14 protein-coding genes are annotated in these 18,881 nt (G+C 67.6%); 7 read left to right on the top strand and 7 right to left on the bottom strand.

Annotated elements, in window-relative coordinates; genetic code table 11:
• Positions 1-86: 86 nt before the first annotated feature.
• Complete coding sequence (locus tag SYV04_RS15650; protein WP_321546579.1) at positions 87-869, top strand: hypothetical protein; 783 nt, start codon at positions 87-89, stop codon at positions 867-869.
• 16 nt (positions 870-885) lie between these two features.
• Here SYV04_RS15650 and SYV04_RS15645 read toward each other — a convergent pair whose 3' ends face one another.
• From SYV04_RS15645 to SYV04_RS15635, 3 genes are all read right to left on the bottom strand, one after another.
• Complete coding sequence (locus SYV04_RS15645; protein ID WP_321546578.1) at positions 886-2,457, bottom strand: SDR family oxidoreductase; 1,572 nt, start codon at positions 2,455-2,457, stop codon at positions 886-888.
• A gap of 51 nt (positions 2,458-2,508) precedes the next feature.
• Entirely contained in the window at positions 2,509-4,461 is a 1,953-nt protein-coding gene (locus SYV04_RS15640; protein ID WP_321546577.1) for a sensor histidine kinase, read from the bottom strand.
• Between the two features lie 115 nt (positions 4,462-4,576).
• Positions 4,577-6,808, bottom strand: a complete 2,232-nt coding sequence (locus tag SYV04_RS15635) for a S9 family peptidase (protein WP_321546576.1) — start codon at positions 6,806-6,808, stop codon at positions 4,577-4,579.
• A gap of 76 nt (positions 6,809-6,884) precedes the next feature.
• Here SYV04_RS15635 and SYV04_RS15630 point away from each other — a divergent pair, with 76 nt between their 5' ends.
• Positions 6,885-7,829, top strand: a complete 945-nt coding sequence (locus SYV04_RS15630; RefSeq protein WP_321546575.1) for a LysR family transcriptional regulator — start codon at positions 6,885-6,887, stop codon at positions 7,827-7,829.
• A gap of 218 nt (positions 7,830-8,047) precedes the next feature.
• Positions 8,048-8,386: a hypothetical protein gene (locus tag SYV04_RS15625; RefSeq protein ID WP_321546574.1), complete on the top strand. Its 339-nt coding sequence runs from the start codon at positions 8,048-8,050 to the stop codon at positions 8,384-8,386.
• Positions 8,387-8,534: 148 nt separating this feature from the next.
• Here the strand turns inward: SYV04_RS15625 and SYV04_RS15620 are convergent, their stop codons facing one another.
• The 4 genes from SYV04_RS15620 to SYV04_RS15605 all read right to left on the bottom strand — a co-directional run bounded on the left by SYV04_RS15620 (position 8,535) and on the right by SYV04_RS15605 (position 14,510).
• On the bottom strand, positions 8,535-10,049 hold the full coding sequence (locus tag SYV04_RS15620; protein WP_321546573.1) for a serine/threonine-protein kinase: 1,515 nt from the start codon (positions 10,047-10,049) through the stop codon (positions 8,535-8,537).
• Positions 10,050-10,199: 150 nt separating this feature from the next.
• On the bottom strand, positions 10,200-10,955 hold the full coding sequence (locus SYV04_RS15615) for a class I SAM-dependent methyltransferase (RefSeq protein ID WP_321546572.1): 756 nt from the start codon (positions 10,953-10,955) through the stop codon (positions 10,200-10,202).
• 88 nt (positions 10,956-11,043) lie between these two features.
• Positions 11,044-12,135: a hypothetical protein gene (locus SYV04_RS15610; RefSeq protein WP_321546571.1), complete on the bottom strand. Its 1,092-nt coding sequence runs from the start codon at positions 12,133-12,135 to the stop codon at positions 11,044-11,046.
• A gap of 86 nt (positions 12,136-12,221) precedes the next feature.
• Positions 12,222-14,510, bottom strand: coding sequence for an RCC1 domain-containing protein (locus SYV04_RS15605; protein ID WP_321546570.1), 2,289 nt, complete (start codon positions 14,508-14,510; stop codon positions 12,222-12,224).
• Between the two features lie 507 nt (positions 14,511-15,017).
• Between SYV04_RS15605 and SYV04_RS15600 the strand changes: the two genes are divergently transcribed.
• From SYV04_RS15600 to SYV04_RS15585, 4 genes are all read left to right on the top strand, one after another.
• The gene (locus SYV04_RS15600) at positions 15,018-16,094 is read left to right on the top strand and encodes an energy transducer TonB family protein (protein WP_321546569.1); all 1,077 of its coding nucleotides are present in this window, start codon (positions 15,018-15,020) and stop codon (positions 16,092-16,094) included.
• Between the two features lie 34 nt (positions 16,095-16,128).
• Positions 16,129-17,148 (top strand): NAD(P)-dependent alcohol dehydrogenase, encoded by a 1,020-nt coding sequence (locus SYV04_RS15595; protein WP_321546568.1) that lies wholly within the window; start codon positions 16,129-16,131, stop codon positions 17,146-17,148.
• Between the two features lie 549 nt (positions 17,149-17,697).
• Positions 17,698-18,189, top strand: a complete 492-nt coding sequence (locus tag SYV04_RS15590; protein WP_321546567.1) for a hypothetical protein — start codon at positions 17,698-17,700, stop codon at positions 18,187-18,189.
• 290 nt (positions 18,190-18,479) lie between these two features.
• Complete coding sequence (locus tag SYV04_RS15585) at positions 18,480-18,857, top strand: tetratricopeptide repeat protein (protein WP_321546566.1); 378 nt, start codon at positions 18,480-18,482, stop codon at positions 18,855-18,857.
• The last annotated feature ends 24 nt before the right edge of the window (positions 18,858-18,881 follow it).

Genomic DNA, 18,881 nt, shown 5'->3' with positions numbered 1-18,881 from the left:
CTGCAGGCCGGCGGAGACCGTCTCCAGCCGCACAGACCCATTTGACACGCACGGCCGTTACAGTGGCATGTTCCTAGAGGAAGCCCATGTCACTCACGCTCGGATTGATGGCCCTGCTCGCGGTCTCGCCCGCTCAAGTCATTGAAGTCGAGGTGTTCGTGCCGCTGTGCGATGGGGCACAGCTGGCCTGTGGCCGCGGCGGCGCTGGGGACCCCCGCTCCCTGGAGGCCAACCTGTACTGGGGCGCAGCCTATGGGGCGGAGCGTTTCCTGAAGCGCGCTCCCGGGTTTCAGGTGCGGAGCCGGCGCGATGGCCCGCCAGACGCCGTGGTCCTGCGTGAGCTGGTGCTCGAGCGGACCGCTGGCCGTGGTGAGCGCACGGTCCGGCTCTCGCTTCGGGCCTACGCGGGGGATCGGATCGATGATGCCCTCGAGGACTTCCTGCGAGCGGCCGCTGGTGGCAGCTCCGCTGACCTCGTGGTCTGGGCGGGGCATGACCGGCTCATGGACCGGGCTCCCCCCGAGACGCGGGCGCCCGTGGGAGCCAAGCCGCGGCCCGTCGCCATCCTGGCCTGTGAGAGTGAGCAGTACTTCGGGCCCGTCCTGCGGTCCCTCGGTGTGGAGCCGGTTCTCCTCACCCGCACCTTCATGGCGCCGGAGGCCTACCTTCTCGAGGCACTCGCGGCGACGGTCGCCCGGCATGGCCCCACGGACTCGGAGTCCCTCCGCGCCGCGCTGGTGGCGGCCTACGCCCGCTACCAGCGCATCACTCCACGGGCCGCCGGGACGGTCTTCTCCCGGCTCGCTCGGAGCCAGGGAGTCACGCCGCCGCGACTCGAGCCCGCCCCCGCGGTGCAGCCAAGGCAGTGAAGCACCGCGGAGGTGCTCACCAGGAGGTGTGGCGGTAGTCCTTGAAGAAGTTGCCCCACACGAAATCGCCGGTGTCCTCCGCGGAGATGACCGGGTCCACCACGCGCGCCGCGCCGTCGACGATGTCCAGCGGGGGCTGGAAGTCGAGCTCCTTCACCTTGCGCTCGGCGTGCATCGCGGGGTCCTCGTCGGTGACCCAGCCGGTGTCCACCGCGTTCATGAAGATGCCGTCCCGGGCATAGTCCGGCGCGGAGGTCAGCGTCATCATGTTCAGCGCGGCCTTGGCCATGTTCGTGTGCGGGTGCTTGTCCGTCTTCGTCCCGCGCGAGAAGCTGCCCTCCATCGCGGAGACGTTCACGATGTGGCCGGGCTTGGAGCGGTCGCGCATCATCAGCGGCTTGAGCTTGCCGCAGAGGATGAAGGGGGCCACCGCGTTCACCAGGTGGACCTCCAGCATCTCGGCCGTGGAGACCTCCGCGAGCTTCATCCGCCAGGAGTTCATCTGCCGCAGGTCCACCTGCTGCAGGTCCGCGTCCAGCCGCCCCTGGGGGAAGAGGGCCTGGGTGTCGCCCTCCTGCTCGAGGGCATACGGGAGCAGCGACAGCGCGGCGGACGAGTGGATGCCGAGCGCGGGATCGCTGCTGCGCCAGGTGGGCACCAGCCGCGAGGCATCCCCGCCGCCTTCACCGAGGGCGGGCTGCACCGCCGCGATGCACGCCTCGTGTCCGGCGAGGAGCGGGCGGACCTCGGCCGGCAGCTCGTGGAAGGGGCGCAGCTCGCCGTCCAGCAGGTGAGCGTAGAAGCCGGGTGGGCGGCGCACCGTCTGGGCCGCGTTGTTGATGAGGATGTCCAGTCGGTGGTGCGTCTGCTCGAGGTGCCGCGCGAAGAGCTCGACGCTGGGCGCGTGTCGCAGATCGAGGCCGTGGATGTGCAGGCGGTGGGACCACTCGGCGAAGTCGGGCTCTCGCGTGTAGCGCTGGGCGGCGTCCTTGGGAAAGCGGGTGGTGGCGATCACCTGCGCGCCCGAGCGAAGCAACATCAGGGAGGCCTGATACCCGATCTTCACGCGAGCGCCGGTGATCAGCGCGACCTTGCCGGACAGCTGCGTGCGCTGCGTGCGCTTGGCGTAGTTGAAGTCCGCGCACGGGGTACACATCGAGTCATAGAAGAAGTGCAGCTTGCGGTACTCGGCCTTGCAGACGTAGCAGTTGCGAGGGACCTCGAGGATGCGCTCGGGCCCCTCCGAGGGAGGGGGCGGCGGAAGCTGCGGGACGGTGAAGACGGGAGCGCGGCGCAGCGAGCGGATCTCGGTGGTCGCGCGGATGTCGCGGTCGTGCGTGCGCTTGGCCTGCTTCCGTTCGCGCCGGAGCGCCTTGGCCAGGCGCGACTTGGTGTCGCGATCCGGATGCACCACGCGGCTGGCGTAGGCCAGCAGCGCGTTGCGATCGTCCTCGGGGAGACTGGCCAGCAGGAAGCGGTTCTCGGCCACTGCGGCGAGGAGCTGCGTACATCGACGCACCTCATCCAATGACAAGGTGGCGGGCGGGAGGGCGGCGGGGGGCGTCTGAGTGGTCTCTTCGTCCTTCATCACTCCGAGGCATAGCGCCCAGGGCGGTGCGAGAAAAGGGCCCTGAAGGGGTTAGGTCGAGCTTGATGGGAAGGAGGGGAGCCAGGCGGAGGGCATCTTCGAGCTGTCCTCCGCCATGAGCGGCAGCTCGAGGGTGAAGGTCGCGCCCTGCCCGAGGCCGGCGCTGGAACAGGTGAGCCGGCCGTTCAGCTCCGCGGTGGCCAGGGCGCTGATGTGCAGGCCGAACCCGTGCCCCATCCTCTTGGTCGTGAAGCCCTGGCTGAAGAGGCGGGGCAGGTGTTCCGGGGCGATGCCTACACCGTTGTCGGCCACCTCGATGAGCAGCCACCCTCCTTCGGCTTTTCCCCGCAGACGGAGGGTGAGGCACTTGTCCGGCTGGGGGCTCGCCTCCAGCGCGTGGCGCGCGTTGCTCAGCAGGTTGATGAGGATCTGCAAGAGCTTGTGCCGGTCCACGACCAGCGGAGGAACCTGGGCATAGTCCTGCTCGATGCGGATGCCCCGCTGCTCGAAGGAGACGGCATGCAGACGCAGCGCCTCGTGGATGAGCTGAGGCACCGCCACCTGCTCCACGGCGCCCGCGGTGCGCGCGTGCTTCTGCTGCATGCTGATGATGGACTTGATGTGGTCCACGCTCCCGGTGAGGGCGAGCATCTCCTGGAGCATCGCCTCGCGCTCGTTCTGGAGCTCATCGGCCAGCGCGGTGAGATAGGTGGCCAGCTTCTGGGCTTGTGGATCCTGCCCCAGGGCGGAAGTGGGCACCGAGGTGTACTCGCGCAGGAGGCGCGCGGCCTTGCTCACACCCGAGACGCGGGACTGCCGGAGCCCATCCGTGACGAGGGACGTGGAGATGTTGACGCTGTTGAGGGTGTTGCCCACGTTGTGGAGCACGCTGGTGGCGACCTCGGCCATGCCCGCCTGGCGGGAGACATCCACCAGGGTGCGGTGCATCTCCTCCAGCCGGACCTCGGCCTGCCGGCGAGCGGTGAGATCGCGGCCCATGAGCGTCAGTCCCACCACCTGCCCCGCCTCGCTGAAGATGGGGTTGACGCTGATGTCCACCAGGGACTGGGAGGCGCCCGGGAGCAGCTCCTCGAAGCGCGCGCGTTTTCCCTGCAGTGCCTGAGCCAGGTGTGGCGCCCAGCGCTCGAACTGCTCGGGACCCATCGGGCCGAAGAACGCCATGCCCGGCTCGAGCTCCACGCCAAAGCGCTTGCGGTAGAGGTGCTTGAGCGCGGAGTTGATGGTCAGCACGCGCCCCTCGAGGTCGACCGAGGCCACCAGATCCTCGGTGCTCTCGATGAGGCTCAGCAGCTTGCGTTCTCCCTCCCGCAGCTCCTTCAGCGTCTGCTCCAGCGAGCGCTGGGCCGCATCCTTCGCGGCGTTGTGCAGTGCGCCCAGTCCCCAGGCCCCCATGAAGGAGAACGCCGCGAAGAAGTGCGCCAGCCAGAGGGGTGGGGACGGGATGGAGAGGCCGGCCAGCGTGACGTAGAGCGGGTAGAGCAGCGCGATGACCAGGAGATAGATCAGCGTGAAGAGCAGCCCCACCCGCGCACCGCCCAGGTACACGGCGAGCGCGGGGAGCAGCATGGACACCGCATGGGTGCTGGCCGAGGGAACATCCCCCGAGAAGGTGGCCCCCACGACCACCAGTCCGATGCACCCCAGCAAGAGCGCGGCGGGGAGGGCAGGGGTGGAGGACTTGCGCGCCAACAGCAGCGTTCCCCCATAGAGCAGGGCCGCGGTGAGGGGCTGGTAGGGAGGGAGGTTCAGCAGCAGTGCCCACGCCGCATAGAGCACATTGAGCAGGAGCAGGAAGCAGGCGGCGCCCACCAGGATGCGATAACGGACGAGCTCCCACGGGGAGGCCCTTCGCAGGTTCTCCGAGAGCAGGAAGTCCAGGCGCCCCAGGAGCTTCGCGTGTGGCGTGGGGAGCGTGGACGGCGGCTCGGGCGGCTGGGGAAAGGCAGGAGTCGGAGCTGCTGGAGCAGGGGGGAAGAGTGCCATGTCCCGTGGACGCGCGAGGGGGAGTCTCGCGATTGTGCTCCAGGGGATCCGATGGCTCCAAAGTCCTACACCTCCCTAGGGCGTGAAGCGCTGGTGGGTGGTCCCATGGAATGCCTCAGCGTGGACCGCCGAGGGTTCGGACGAAGAACAGCTGGATGTCGTCGAAATAGTAGCGATCCGCGGGCGGCTGGGGATTGTGGGGCTGTCCCGGCATGATGAGCAGCTCGAAGTGCTTGCCTGCGCGGATCAGCGCGTCGGCCATGCGCATCGTCGTGGAGAGGGACGCGTTCACGTCGCTGGAGCCATGCATCATCTTGAGCGATCCCTGGAGGTTCCCGGCCAATGCCAGGTTGGACCCGGCCTGGTAGCCGGCGGGATTCATGCTGGGGAGGCCGAGGTAGGGCTCGTTGATGAGCGCCTCTTCCTCCAACGCGCCCGGGGCCCCCGCGTAGCCCGCCTTGAAGACCTCCGGAGCCATCAGCATGCCGCGGAGGGCGAAGTAGCCGCCCCACGAGTGGCCGAAGATGCCGACACGCTCCATGTCCATCCAGGGACGGGTCGCGGCGGCCTGCTTGAGGCCCGCGACGTAGTCGGGAATCTCGCTCTGGCCGACCCGGCCATAGGTCGCGTCCTGAAAGGCTTTGCTCCGGCCCGGAGTGCCCCGGGGATCGAGCACCATGACGATGAAGCCCATCTGCGCGAAGCCATTGGCTTGGAGCGACGCGGAGGTGCCGATGAAGTTCCAGGGCACGACCGTGATGAATTGTCCCGCATAGATACAGGCGATGACCGGGTAGCGCCTGGCCGGGTCGAAATCGCGTGGCTTGTAGAGCACGCCGTGCAGGGGTGTGGTGCCATCGGCGGCCAGCACGGTGAGTGCCTCCGGAGGCGTGTAGCCCCACTCCTCGAGGGCGCTCGCATCGGCCGTCGTGAGACGAAGGCGTGTCTTGCCGTCCGTGGAGACCATGTCCCGCAGCCGCGGCTGCGTCCGCGAGGACCATGCGTCCACGTAGTAGCTGCCCGAAGGCGAGAAGGCGATCCTGTGCATGCCGGAGCCTGACGACATCCGCTTCAGCGCGTCCCCCTTGAGGCTTCCCCGGTAGAGCAGGTGCTCGTACGGTGCGGCGCTGTCGGCGGAGGCCAGCAGGAAGAGCGCGTCGCCCTTCGGCGCGACGCCGGCCACCTGGTGAATGGGAAAGGCACCCTGGGTGACCTGGCGCACGAGCTTGCCCGCGAAGTCGTACAGATAGACGTGCCGCCATCCGTCGCGCTCGGACAGCCAGAGGAAGCCGGTGCCGTCCGGCAGCGGTGTGACCTGGCGTGCCGAGCCCTCCTCGGCGAAATCCAACCCGGCCACGAAGCTCTCCGGCCGCTCCTCGCGGAGCACTCGCCGGCGCTTCCCCGAGGCAGGCTCTACCGCGGAGAGGTCCAGTCGCTTGCCGTCGCGGGACAGGTGAAGGATCAGCGCCTCGCTGCTGCCAGGGCGCCAGCCAGCGAACCAGTCATAGGTCTCTCCTTCCGTGGGAGGGATGCGTGTCACGCGGCCGGTGGCCGGTTCAACCACGTAGAACGCCTGCTGCCCCAGGGGCGTGCCCGCCTTGACGTAGGGAATCCGGGTCACCTGCTCGAGCGCACTCGAGTAGTCCACGATCGGGATCTTGTGGACGCCGCGCAGATCCTCGCGCCAGACCACCAAGAAGCGGCTGTCGGGAGACCAGGCTTTCTTGGGAATCTGCCAGCCGTGGTTCTCCTCTCCGCTGCGTTCGAGCCGCGTGCGTCCGTCGCCACCCAGCACCGCGAAGCCGCCGTCGCGCTGCACCGCGATGGCTTGACCGTCGGGAGCCAGGAGGTTGTCCCGGGACAGTGACAGGGCGTTCAGGCTGGCCGGAGGCAGCGCCGTGACGAGGCCATCCGACAGGCCCAGTCCGAAGAACTGTTCCTCGATCCGGAAGACAATCCCTCGCTGGTCCGGAGCGATGGCGAAGTCCAGCTGATCCGGCAGTTGAATCGGCTTCCCCATCAGCCGCGAGAGCTGGGTCCGCAGCTCGGCGCTGGACAGCAGCGGCTTCATGGATCCCGTTCGAGCATGGACCAGCACCCAGGTGCCTGCGTCCGGCCCCACCGCCGACCAGAAGATCAGCCGGTCTCCCTCACGGAGCCATTGCTGCGGGATCAGGCTGTCACGAATGAGCTCCGGGAGCCGCTTGTACCGATAGGAGAGATCCAGCCGCGCCTGCAGCTGCTTGTCCGGTGTGGCGGAGGCTGAAGCACCGGGCTCGAGCGCCAGCGTGGGTGTACCGGCGAGGGCGGTGAGCAGAATGCCGAGGCGGAAGAGGAGGCGTCGCATGACCGCAGAGTAGGAAGCGGGATCATGCACGACCAATATATCTTTCACCCCGGATTCAGACGGATATCGTCTGGATATGGAATTCCGCCAGCTTCAACTCTTCGTCGCCGTCGCGGAGGAGCTGCACTTTGGCCGGGCCGCTGCCCGGGTAGGAATGGCCCAGCCACCGTTCAGCCAGCAGATCCGCAAGCTCGAGGCCGGGCTGGGGGTGGAGCTCCTCACTCGGACGAGTCGCCACGTGGCCCTGACCTCCGCGGGGAGCCGCTTCCTGGAAGACGCCCGGGAGCTGCTGGCGAGGCGCGCGGAGGTGATCTCCACGGTCCGGCGGGCGGCTCAGGGAGAGACCGGAACCCTGAGGGTCGGCTTCGGTGCGTCGTCGGCCTTCGGGATTCTCCCTCGCATCGTGCTCCGATTCCGGTCACGGTTTCCGGAGGTGAAGCTCGAACTCGACGATCGCGAGAAGCTGGACATCGGCGTCGCGCTCAGCACCGGCGAGCTGGATCTCGCCATCGTCCGGGCCCCTTTTCGGCATGAGGGAGTGACGGTCGAACAGCTGCTCCGGGAACGTTTCGTGCTGGCGCTCCCGGCGCGGCACCCCAGAGCACGCCAGAAGGCCGTCGCCCTGGCGTCACTGGCGAGCGAACCCTTCATCCTGTTTCCCCGGCACTCGGCGCCAGGCCTGCACGACACGATCACGAGCTTGTGTCTCGGCGCGGGCTTCTCGCCGTTCATCCATCAGGAAGCCAGCTCCTGGCCCTCGGTCGTCGGCATGGTGCAAGCGGGGCTCGGGATCACCATTGCTCCGATGTCGGCTCAAGCCATGCGGCCGAAAGGGGTGGTGTTCCGGGAGCTGAGCGGCGGCTCCGGATGGGCGGAGCTGGCGGTCGCCTTCCGAGGTCCGCAACTCATGCCCGCGGCGGCGCACTTCCGCGCGATCGCGCACGAAACCGTCACGCTGCCATTGTTCATCAGCAACTTCAGGCAGCACGCGAATCCGGGCAAATACATTCGAGCCCAATGATGTGCTGGGATTCTAATTGGAGCGGCACCTGTCAAGCAGTGCCTTTGCGACTTTGGGTGCCAAGGTTGGCTTTGTGGGCCATGCCATGAGCACATTGGAGATGCCAAAGCTCTCTAAGTTGCGTGAAATTCTAGGAACAAAAAATGGGAAGTGGCCACCGACTTTTTCCGTAATGGAGAGCGGCTCACCGGTGACGCGCTTGAGGAGGCAATTAAGCCATGGCGGTAGCTGACGAATGGGGCAAGGTCGACAGTGCTTTCGGGAGTCTAGAGTGTTATCGCGTGCTTCATCCGACGCTGGCGGCAATGAGGAGGCTGGTCGACATGATCAAGCATGACCCGGCGTTCGCCGACGTGCATCCGGTTGTGTCGCATGCGTCGCTGGTGCTCTCTCGGGGCCGCGCGAAGCGAGGCGTGAACGTGGCCTGGCATGAGGACGACGTATACGCGGTGTCGTTCGTTGATTCACCGCTGAAGTTTTCGGGGCAAAGATTGGTTCGCGAGGACGACGTGGTTCGGGTGCTGTGCGAGTACCTCAGCGAACTCGGCGATACCTGATCCTACAGTCGTAGTTCCCCCTTGCCAGCGTAGTTGTCGCCCGGACCGCGAGGTCGGCAGAAGCACTCGCTCCGGCCGCCATCAGGCGAGCCGGGTGTTCTTTTTCCCCTGAAGTCGCCAGAGACAGCCAGGCGGATGAGACCAGGGCTCAGCGGGAGTCCGGCGGACTCGACGTGGGCGGAGGCTTGCTGGGCGGAGTGAGGGCAGGGGCGTAGCACCGGCTTTGGCTGTACACCCAACCGTTCTCCGCGCACTCCTTGGCGGTCATCGGGAGGGTCTCTACCCAGCAACCACCGTTGAGGGCCACCAGCTTGCGGCCTGGGCAGTGGCCCTTCTCATCGGGTCGAGTCTGCCCGGGAAGAGGCTTGGGAGGCATGTCCCGAGCCATGGCCTCCGTCTTGGAGGGGACATGGATGGAGGCCAAGGGCGCTGTTGGCGCGGAGTCCCCCACGGCGGCAGTGCCCGCATCGGGCACCTCGGAAGCAGAGGACTGCTGCCCGCGCGCAGCCAGCCGCTCGAGCCGTGCATGCACTGCCTGCACGGCCCCCACGAGGAGCCCGAGCATCCCCAGGGTGGCCAGGGCCAGCCAGGGTCTCCACGCCAGGACACGCGTCCGGAAGCCGGCCTCCTTCGGGAGTGGCACCACGCCCGAGGGTGCCTCCTCGGGCGGCGGTGTCGCTCGGGTGGGTACGGGAGCCAGGGCCTGTTCACGGGGTAAGGGCAAAGGCTGCGGTGCTTGCGCGGTGAGCAGAGGGAGATCGGCCTCGGGGCCCGCGTGCTCCGCGGCGGCTTCCAGCGCCTGGGCGAGCTCCGCTGCCGTGCCACGGGCCTCGGGAGACTCCGAGAGGAGGCGGAGGATGCCCTCCCGCAGCCGCGGGTGCATTCGGGGATTGCGCTCCAGGAGGGGCCGCGGATCCGGGCACAGCAGGTGCCAGGACTCCGCCGCATCCTGAAAGGGCGCCATGTCCGGGAGGTACTCGCCCGAGACGAGGCGGAAGGCCGTGACGCCCAGGGAGAACAAGTCATCGGCCGCAGTGGCCGGGTAGTAGGAATCGCGGGCCCGGACGGAGGCCAGCAGGAACAGATTGGCCTCGGGGGAGCGGTAGGCGACCGTGCCCGGAGGAAGGGATTGCCAGGTGAGGCGGGGGGCTCCCTGGAAGTGGCCGGCGCCGAAGTCGATGAGCACAGCGCTGCCATCCGCGCGCACCAGGACGTTGGCGCCCTTGACGTCGCGGTGGACGGCGTTGGCGGAGTGGGTGGCGGCGAGCGCGCGAGCCACCTGGGCCAGCAGTCGGAGCACCTGCCTGCAGGAGGCGGAATGCTGCTCGGCCCAGGCGTAGAGCGGGGTGGCCTCCACCCACTCCATGACGAAGAAAGGGTGCTCCGCTCCGGAGGCGTGGCGCCAGAGCCCGTGGCCCCGCAGGAGAGGGACGCTCGGGTGGCGGATGCGAGAGAGCAGGCCCACCTCCCGCGCGAAGCGAGGATCCCCCGGGTACACGGCCAGCTTGAGTGCCACGGGGCCTGAGTCCTCCTGTCCCACCCGGACGGCGCGGTAGACGACTCCGTAAGTGCCCTGGCCCTGTCGCTCCACCACGCGCCAGTCGCCCACCTGAGTCCCCGGGAGGAGGAGGGAAGGGGCCTCGGAGACGGACTTGGGGCTCATGAAGGGATCTCCCGCTGGAGGAGAGAGCACTTCTCTCTCCTCGGGAAGATCCTATGTTGTACGTAGGAAGCCGTCAGCAGACTTTAGCGGTCGTGTTCTGGCGCTCACGCGTCCTGAGGCACGGTGGCCTGATAGGGCAGGCGGTGGCGGTTAGGACTTGGGGAGAATGACCAGATCCTCGTCCTGCTCCAGTCGGTACACCCCATCGGCGCCCCGGCAACGCTCGGCGTGCATCCGGATCTTGTCATCGAGCCTGCGCACCTCGTCCGGGCTCAGGGCTGAAAGCTGCGCTGGCGTGTAGCAATCCTCGAGCACGAAGAAGCGACAGAGCGTGTACATCTCCTCGAAGGTCTTCGCGGAGAACCCGTTCACGGTCGCAACGACTTCGTGCGGGAGCCGCTTCTGCTGCAACGTCGCGAGCAGCTGCTCGCTGGAGATGACGGTCTGCGTGAAGTCGCGGTGCAGCTGATAGTTCGGTCCTCGGGCAGCGCCCAGAACGATCAGGCAGTACCCCCCAGGGCGCACGAACGAGAGCAGTCTGTCGATGAACCCTCCCCAGTCGGCGAGAGGCACGTGGTACAGCACGTGTGAGCAGAGGACGAGATCGTACTGCTCCGATGACGCGTAGCGCTCCAGGGGCTCGTGGAGGATCTTCGCCCCCTCGAGCTGGAGCCCGGCGATCTGATCCCGATTGGGCTCGAGCAGGGTGAGCGAGCCGAAGTGCGGCGCGATCCGCTGGGCCACCGTGCCCGGCCCCGCGCCCACGTCCAACAGCGAAGGACGCTTGGGCAGGCGGGGCAGGATCCGCTCCTCCACGACCCGCCCGATGTTTTCGTGGTGCCTGGCGGTTGAAGCGAGCAGGCGGAACGCCGTGGCGTAGTCCTGCGGTGACATCGTGATTCCCATGTGCGCTCTCCTTGGTGCTGCCCACAGTAGCCAGCACCCGGCATGTCAGTCAGCTGCGTACTGCTAGAGCCAGTGGCCCAACACTCCGCTATCTGGCGTAGTAGAGGCCGGCCTCGGAGAAGTGGATCCCCGAGGACACCTGGTTGTTGGGCCCTCGGAAGACCTCATGCAGGACTCCGAAGCTCATCACCTTGTAGGACTGCGGGTTGTTACTGAAGAGCAAGTTGCAGTTGGCCGCGGTGGGATGCTGGGTGCAGTACTCGTTCAGCTTGGTGACCGCGAGCAGGAACTTGGACTGGGGGATGTGAAGCCTGAAGAACTGCAATCCAGTCCACGTGTGCGTCCTGAACGTCTGGGAGTACGGAGACACCGTGATGTACTCGTTGGTCTGCCATGGCGTGGTCAAGAAGGGGACCTGGCTGTCGTGCAGCACCTGAGGGGACCAGGAGGACCTGTTGTCGTAAACGCCAAGGACGTACGCCAGGATCTTCCCGCTCGTCGTATCGTACAGATACAGGAACATGCTGAGCTGAGCGACGCCCAGGTCTCCCGTCCCCGGATTGTCCGGCGGTCCCCAGCGGAGGAAGAGCGGCATCTCCGCGTGGAACTGCAACATGAGATCGGTCGCCGGATTCCAATCGAAGGCCTGGGGGGCGTAATAGATAGACGCCGGACTCAGCTGCGGATCGATGAAGGTGTAGCCGTATGCCGTGTGCGGCCCGCCGCCGATGATGGTCTGATAGGGGAATGTCCACGTGTTGATGAACGAGCCCACGTCGGCGCACTTGAGCTGAAAGCCGGACGTCGTGTTGGCGTCCGTGTTGAGCTTGCCGCGCTGCCATCGCCACCAATCCGTCGAGTAGGGCGTCTCCGGGTTGTAGTTGGTGACCGGCAGCGTGCCCAGGTGGCCGAAATTCGTCGTGATCGGCGTGTTGACGTCGTGGATGTAGCGCACCGCCATCTCGAAGCGGTTCAAGGTCGGCGCCGGATATGGCTCGTTTTGGGTGAGCCTGACCTTGAACCTCCCGGTGATGTCCCAGTCCATGATGCATTCAGGGGCCGCGATCGCAGTGAACTGCGAGTTGTAGACATCCGCGGAGTGGGCTGGCGTCACCGTCATGAAGAGTGCGCAAGAGACGAGCGCGGCGGCGAGCCTGGAGATCCTGAGAGTGCGCTGCATGGTCAACCCTCCTCGAGAAGGCAACGATTCACGGGAGGTGAATTTAGCATTGCCGCGCGGTTGAACTCCCGGGCGCGTGAAGGCAGCTACAGGCGCAGGACCGGACTCGGGGTGGGATAGGCCCCCGAAGTTCCATCCCCGAGCTGGCCGTCCGTATTGTAGCCCCAGGCCCACAGGGTGCCGTCATCACGCAGTGCCAGGGAGTGGAGGAACCCCGTGGAGATGGCGGTGATGCGCGTGAGCCCAGGCACCTGGATGGGGGTGAGCCGTGGCGTGGTCGAGCCGTCACCCAGCTGGCCGATGAAGTTGGCCCCCCAGGCCCACACGGTGCCGTCATCGCGCAGCGCCAGGGAGTGGCTGTAGCCGGCGGCGACGGCCGTCATGCCCGTCAGCCCAGGGACCTGGGCCGGCTCCTCGTAGGAAGAGGTGCGCCCATTGCCGAGCTGGCCTTGAAAGTTGTTCCCCCAGGCCCAGACGGTGCCGTTGTGACGCACGGCGAGCGCGTGCTGGGAGGTCATGGAGAGGGCGGTGATGCCGCTCAGCCCGGAGACCTGGGCGGGAATATTGCTGGCGGCCTCTCCCCAGGCCCAGACGGTGCCGTCATTGCGCAGGGCCAGAGAGCGGAACGTGCCGGCAGCCAGCGCGGTAAAGCCACTGGGCGCGAGCACCTGAACAGGGGTGGAGCTGCTGTCGCCGAGCCCAATCCCGAGCTGGCCTTCATGGTTGCCGCCCCAGGCCCAGACGGTGCCGTCATTGCGCAGGGCCAGAGAGTGGGAGTGGCCGGCGGCCACGGTGGTGACGCCTGTCAGCCCTGACACCGGGACGGGAGTCGGACGGGTGCCGCCCATGGGGCTCCCATCGCCGAGCTGGCCAATGTCATGGCTTCCCCAGGCGCGCACGGTGCCGTCACCGAGCACCGCCAGGGAGTGGTAGAAGCCCGCGGAGAAGGCGCTGATGCCCGTGAGCCCGGGCACCTGGAGCGGCGTGGGACGATGCGTGGCGTGCTCATTGCCAAGCTGGCCCTCTCTATTGGAGCCCCAGCTCCAGAGGGTGCCATCGCTGCGCAGGGCCACGGAGAAGTAGCCGGCGGCGGCGGCGGCACGCCCGCCCGTCAATCCGGAGACCCGGACGGGCGTGAAGCGCTGGTTGGTGGTCCCATTGCCCAGCTGGCCATCGTTGTTGGAGCCCCAAGCCCGCAGGGTGCCGTCCTGGAGCAGGGCCAGGCAGTGGCTCGAGCTCGCGATGGCGCTCACGCCCGTGAGCTCGGGTAGCTGGACAGGCGTGGGGCTCCGGATGAGGGTCGAGCTGCCCAGCTGGCCCTCACTGTTGGTGCCCCAGGCCCAGACGGTGCCATCGCTGCGCAGGGCCAGGGAGTGCTGATAGCCGACCGCGACGGAGGTGATGCCCTCCAGCCCGGGCACCTGGCGCGGGCTCCTGGGGGAGGTGTCGTCCTCATCGCCAAGCTGGCCTCGGTAGTTGTTTCCCCAGCCCCAGACAGTGCCATCGTTGCGCCGGGCCAGAGCGTGGTTGGCGCCCATCACCACGGCGGTGACGCCCGTCAGGCCGGGCACCTGGGCCGGAGTGGGGCGTTGGGGGGTGGTGCCATCGCCGAGCTGGCCGAGGCCGTTGGAGCCCCAGGCCCAGACGGTGCCATCGTTGCGCAGAGCCAGAACGGAGGAGCCGCCGGCGGAGAGGGCGGTGACGCCCGTCAGGCCGGGCACCTGGACTGGGGTGGAGCGTTGGGTGGTGGTGCCATCGCCGAGCTGGCCGACGCTGTTGGAGCCCCAGGCCCAGACGGTGCCATCGTTGCGCAGGGCCACGGAGAAGTCGCCGCCGGCGGAGAGGGCCGTGATGTTCGCGAGTCCGGGCACCTGGACTGGGATGAGGCGTTGGGTGATGGTGCCATCGCCGAGCTGGCCCTCTTTATTGGAGCCCCAAGCCCAGACGGTGCCATCGTTGCGCAGGGCCAGAGAGTGGTTGATGCCCCCGGCGAGGGCGGTAACGCCGGTCAGGCCGGACACCTCGACGGGAGTGGCGCGCACGGTGGTGGTGCCATCGCCGAGCTGGCCCTCGCCATTGAACCCCCAGCTCGCGGCCGTGCCGTCGCTGAGCAGCGCCAGGGAGTAAGTGCCGCCCGTGGCGATGGAGACGACGCGGCAGCGCTCGAGCGACACGGTGAAGGCCAGGGAGGCGGAGCCTCCCTGTTCGTCAACGGTAGTGACGGGGATGGTGGCCTCGCGCACGAGGCATGAGGGGGGCGTGTTGGGCGTCTCCTCACCACCACCTCCGCCACAGCCGGCAACAGCGGCGAGCAGGAGCAGGGTCGATACCTTCACGAGGCTCATCCACTTCAAGGGCTGCGTCATCGGCATCATGGCTATTTCCGCATGCTGTTTATTCTTCTTTGGCCACCCGCGAATCCAGCCGCTCCCCGAGCGCACGGGCCTCCTGCTCCTGCCCTTGCGCCTGGAGCGTGGCAGGCGCGAAGTCTCTTGGTAGAGCCTCGCCAGGGCACTGTGGATCCGCCCGACCAGCGGGTGCTCCTCACCAAGCCACGTGGAGGACTCCAAGGACTCCATGAGGGAGGCCTCCGCCTCGGGCACGCGGCCGAGCATGAAGAGCACCTCGGCGTGCTTCAGCCTGCAGTGGAGGTGCCTGGGCCACTCGGAGCCCAGTGCTTTCTGCCGCGCGCACCGCGCCAGGAGCGGTTCAGCCTGGAGGAAGTCTCCACGGTTATAGGCGTCGATCCCCGCCTCCGTGGTGTCGACTCCACCTCCGCTGAAGATGAGCACGGCCAGAAGCCCGCCTCCCAGGACTACGAGCAGAACTCTTTTCATTGCGTGAGCTTCACTGTGACCTCCTGCCGAGGCAAGCTCCCTGCCGTGTCGAGACGCTCCCAACTCCCTCTCATGCTCCTGGCCTCGGTGCTCCTGCACGCCGTGGCCATATTCGTGCTGTCGAGGGGCTGGTTCACGGAGCCCGAGCAGCGGACGGTGCCTCCGAGCGCCCTGGAACTGGAGATCGTCTACGCGTCTCCCTCTCCCGCCACTCAACCGCTCGCTGAGCCCGAAGTGCAGCCGCCCCCTCGGACGAGCGCAAAGCCTCCGAGCAAGGTGACGCGCCAGCCGCAGCCTGCCACGGTGGCCCGGGCGCAGGAGGACGCTGTCGCACCAGAGAGTGTCAAAGCCCCAGCGCCGGTGGCTGCTACCCCCCAGCAGCAGGATGCCCCTCGTGCTGCGCCTCGGCTGACGCTCCTGCCGAAGGACCTGCCGGGAGGGGTACCTGTGATGGAGGAGCCGCCGTCCCGGGGGCACATTGTGCGCAACCGGCCAGAAGAGCTTCCGGATCCGCAGGCCGTGGCGGAGTACCAGGCGGAAGAAGCGAAGGCCCGCATCGATGGCTGGGCCGCGGACACGCTCGCGGCGGCACGGGCGGATCGTGGAGCGACCACGCCGTACTTCCGGCAGCTGCAGCGCTCCTTCTCGCAGCAACTGGTAGATCCTCCGCCACCCAACGCGGAGGTCATCGGCGCGCGGATGGCGCGGGAGCAGGTCGAGGCCGTCCAGCGCTTCGGCAAGACGGGCAGCCCCGTGGTGGCGCCCGAGAAGAGGGACCACCTCCTCGAGCAGCGGAACCGGCTCCAGGCTGCAGTCGAGGCCGGGCGCGCCGCGAACATGTACATGGTGGATGTCACCGCGCCCATCCTCGCGCTCGCCGCGGTCGTCGAGGTCTGGCAGGAGCCAGATGGCAAGCTCCGCGACCTCAAGGTGCTCAAGAGCTCCGGCGATCCGACCTTCGATGTCTGGGCGCTCTCGCGGCTGCGGAACGCCTTGGCCAAGACGAGCGCACCGCCCGACGCGGGGGTAGGCATCCACGACGATGGAATCCGGAGCCGCTGGCGCCTCGAGGAGTACCTCGGCAACCCGAGGGTGCAGATCCACCTGATCGGCGTCTACTGATGGCTCAGCCCGCCATCGCATCCTCAGAGCCCCCATGCGCGCAATCACCTTCTACGAGTACGGCCCTCCCTCCCTCCTGAGGCTGGAGGAGCGCCCCGACCCCGTGCCCGGCCCGGGCCAGGTGCGGGTGCGAGTGCGGGCCTGCTCGATGAACGCGGCCGACTGGCACATCCTCCGGGCCGACCCCTTCCTGGCGCGTCTGGCGGTGGGCCTCTTCAAGCCCCGCTACAACGTGCTGGGCTGCGACCTGGCCGGGGTCGTCGACGCCGTGGGGCCCGGGGTGACGCGCTTCAAGGCCGGGGACGCGGTGATGGGCGAGCTGGGCAGCAGCGGTTGGGGTGCCTTCGCCGAGCGCGTCTGCGCGCCCGAGGGTGTGCTGGCCTTGAAGCCCGCCAACATCGGGTTCGACGAGGCGGCGGCGGCGCCGCTGGCCGGGGTGACGGCCGTGCAGGGCCTGCGACGCGAGGGCTGCCTGAAGCCGGGCGAGCGGGTGCTGATCAACGGGGCCTCCGGCGGCGTGGGCACCTATGCCGTGCAAGTGGCCAAGGTGCTCGGCGCGGAGGTCGTCGCGGTGTGCAGCCCCCGCAACGTGGAGCAGGTCCGCTCGTTGGGCGCCGACCAGGTCATCGACTACACACAGACTGACTTCACCCAGAGTGACGCCCGCTACGATCTCATCCTGGCGGTCAACGGCTACCACCCGCTGTCCCACTACAAGCGCGTCCTGGCCCCTGGCGGGCGCTTCCTGATGACAGGCGGTGCGGGCAGGCAGATGGCCGCGGCCGTGCTGCTGGGCCCCCTGCACTCGTTGCTCAGCGGCAAGCGCCTGGGCTACGTGACCATGAAGAGCAACCTCGAGGATCTGGAGTTCCTGCGCGACTGCCTGGGCGACGGGCGGGTGCGCTCGGTCATCGACCGGACCTTCCCCCTCGACAAGGTGCCTGAGGCCCTGGCCTACCTTGAAGAAGGGCATGCCCGGGGCAAGGTCGTCATCCAGGTGGCGCTTCCCAGCGAGGGCAGAGCCGAAGCCACAAGAGGCGAGCCCAGCGCCTGAGCATGACTGCCACCCCGGTGGCACAGGTGCTGGCTCAGGGGAACCGGAAGACGCGCAGGTTCTCTTCCCCCTTGCGCAGCGAGAGCAGAGAGGAAGAGGAGGGCTGCTGAGGAGTGCCGGAGTGCCGAGTGCCACGTCTGCGTGCGCACCGCGTAGCCCAGTAGGGAAGACGCCTGCTCAAGCCGCCCTACCATGAAGAGGCGGCAGACGACGGGCCACTGCTGCGGATGACACAAAACCAAGAGCTCTGGGTGGTCCCCGCGTCGGGGCCAACCTCGCAGACAGCGAGGGCAGTGCCATGGACGCAACAACGCACCGATGGTATGCGAAGGCTTCACCCCGAGACACAGCTCAAAAGAGAGGGATTTCACCATGCAAGGGATGATGAGACTTTCGGCCCTGACCGCAGCGCTCTGCGCCATGCTTGCAGCAGGGGGATGCAGCCCCCAGACGGACGGAGCGCCGCAAGAGCCTGGGACCGAGGTCGAGGCGGGCGAAGTCGCACAGGAATTGACGCTTTGTGGGACCACCTGTCCCGCGGGCCAGCATGTGACGAGCCAGCAATGCAATACGGCCGCCTGTGGCGGCTCGTGTAGTGGCTACTACAACCAGGTCACCTGCGCCCCCAACACCGATACGTTCACGCAATGCGGCGGGGGTTGTCCCAGTGGCTGGCAGCCGACGAGCGTGGGGTGCTCCTCGTCCTGCGCGGACTTCTGCAACGGCATCTACATGAATGCCACCACGTGCACTCGCGGCTGCGTCCCGCACGCTGGGACCACGGGCCGGAAGATGATCACCACCTCCGCCGAGAGCGAGTATGCCTACCGGGCCGGATGGTGTGGCATCGGCACCACCTTCCCCCCCATGTGCTTTGAAGGGACTTACTACCTGTCCCAATCGCTCGACACCCGAGGCTGCCTGCGCGCGGGAAGCAACGGCACGTGCCAGGACCCCGATGCCGTGTGGCGGGTGAGCTGCCGGTCCTTCATCCAGTGCACCTACAACTGCGATGGAGTGTGTGTTCCGACGGCCTGCTGATGCCTCGGACGGACGGGGATCTGTGCGGGGGGCGGCCCGAGTCGATGAGGCGAAGTGCCGTCCCTACCGCGACCGTCTCTTCTTTCGTCCGCCAAGATGGCTCAGAAGTCTTGAAACCAGGACATGGGTGGACAGGCCGCGCAGCCCCCGGGGGGACAGGCCTGCGTGCTTGCGAGCAGGCAGTTAGCCCAGCCGACCTACTCACCATGGCCTCTGGACTTTGCCCAACGCACCGGATTGGATCCCCCCTTGTGAAGCAGGCGGGGCTCTGATCGGGCCCGGGTGAAGACATGCGACGAGTGCTCGGATGCATCGCGGTGGTGGTCCTGTGTTGTGCAGCCAGTACGGCGGCTGGAGAGGCGCAACCGGATGCGCGGGTGCAGGAGGCGCAAAAGGCCTTTGACGAGGCGACAGCGCTCGACAAGGCAGGCAAGTACCCCGAGGCCGTGGCGCGGGGCGAACAGGCGCTCGCGCTGCGGGAGGCGGTGTTCGGAAGCACGCACCTGGAAGTCGCTAGCTGTCTGCACCTGCTCGGCAAACTGCAACGGATTCAGGGCAACTTTGACGTAAGAGCTCGCCGTGCCCCCCTCCGGCTCAGAGATGACCTGGGCCGCCCGCGCAGAGTGGGTGCAGAACGGACGACCACGCGGCGAAAAGACGAGCCTTGAGGGGCCTGCCATGTCGTCTATACG

It is taken from the genome of Hyalangium ruber (assembly GCF_034259325.1).
Classification (GTDB): Bacteria; Myxococcota; Myxococcia; order Myxococcales; family Myxococcaceae; genus Hyalangium_A; species Hyalangium_A rubrum.
This window is presented reverse-complemented; position numbering and strand designations above follow the sequence as displayed.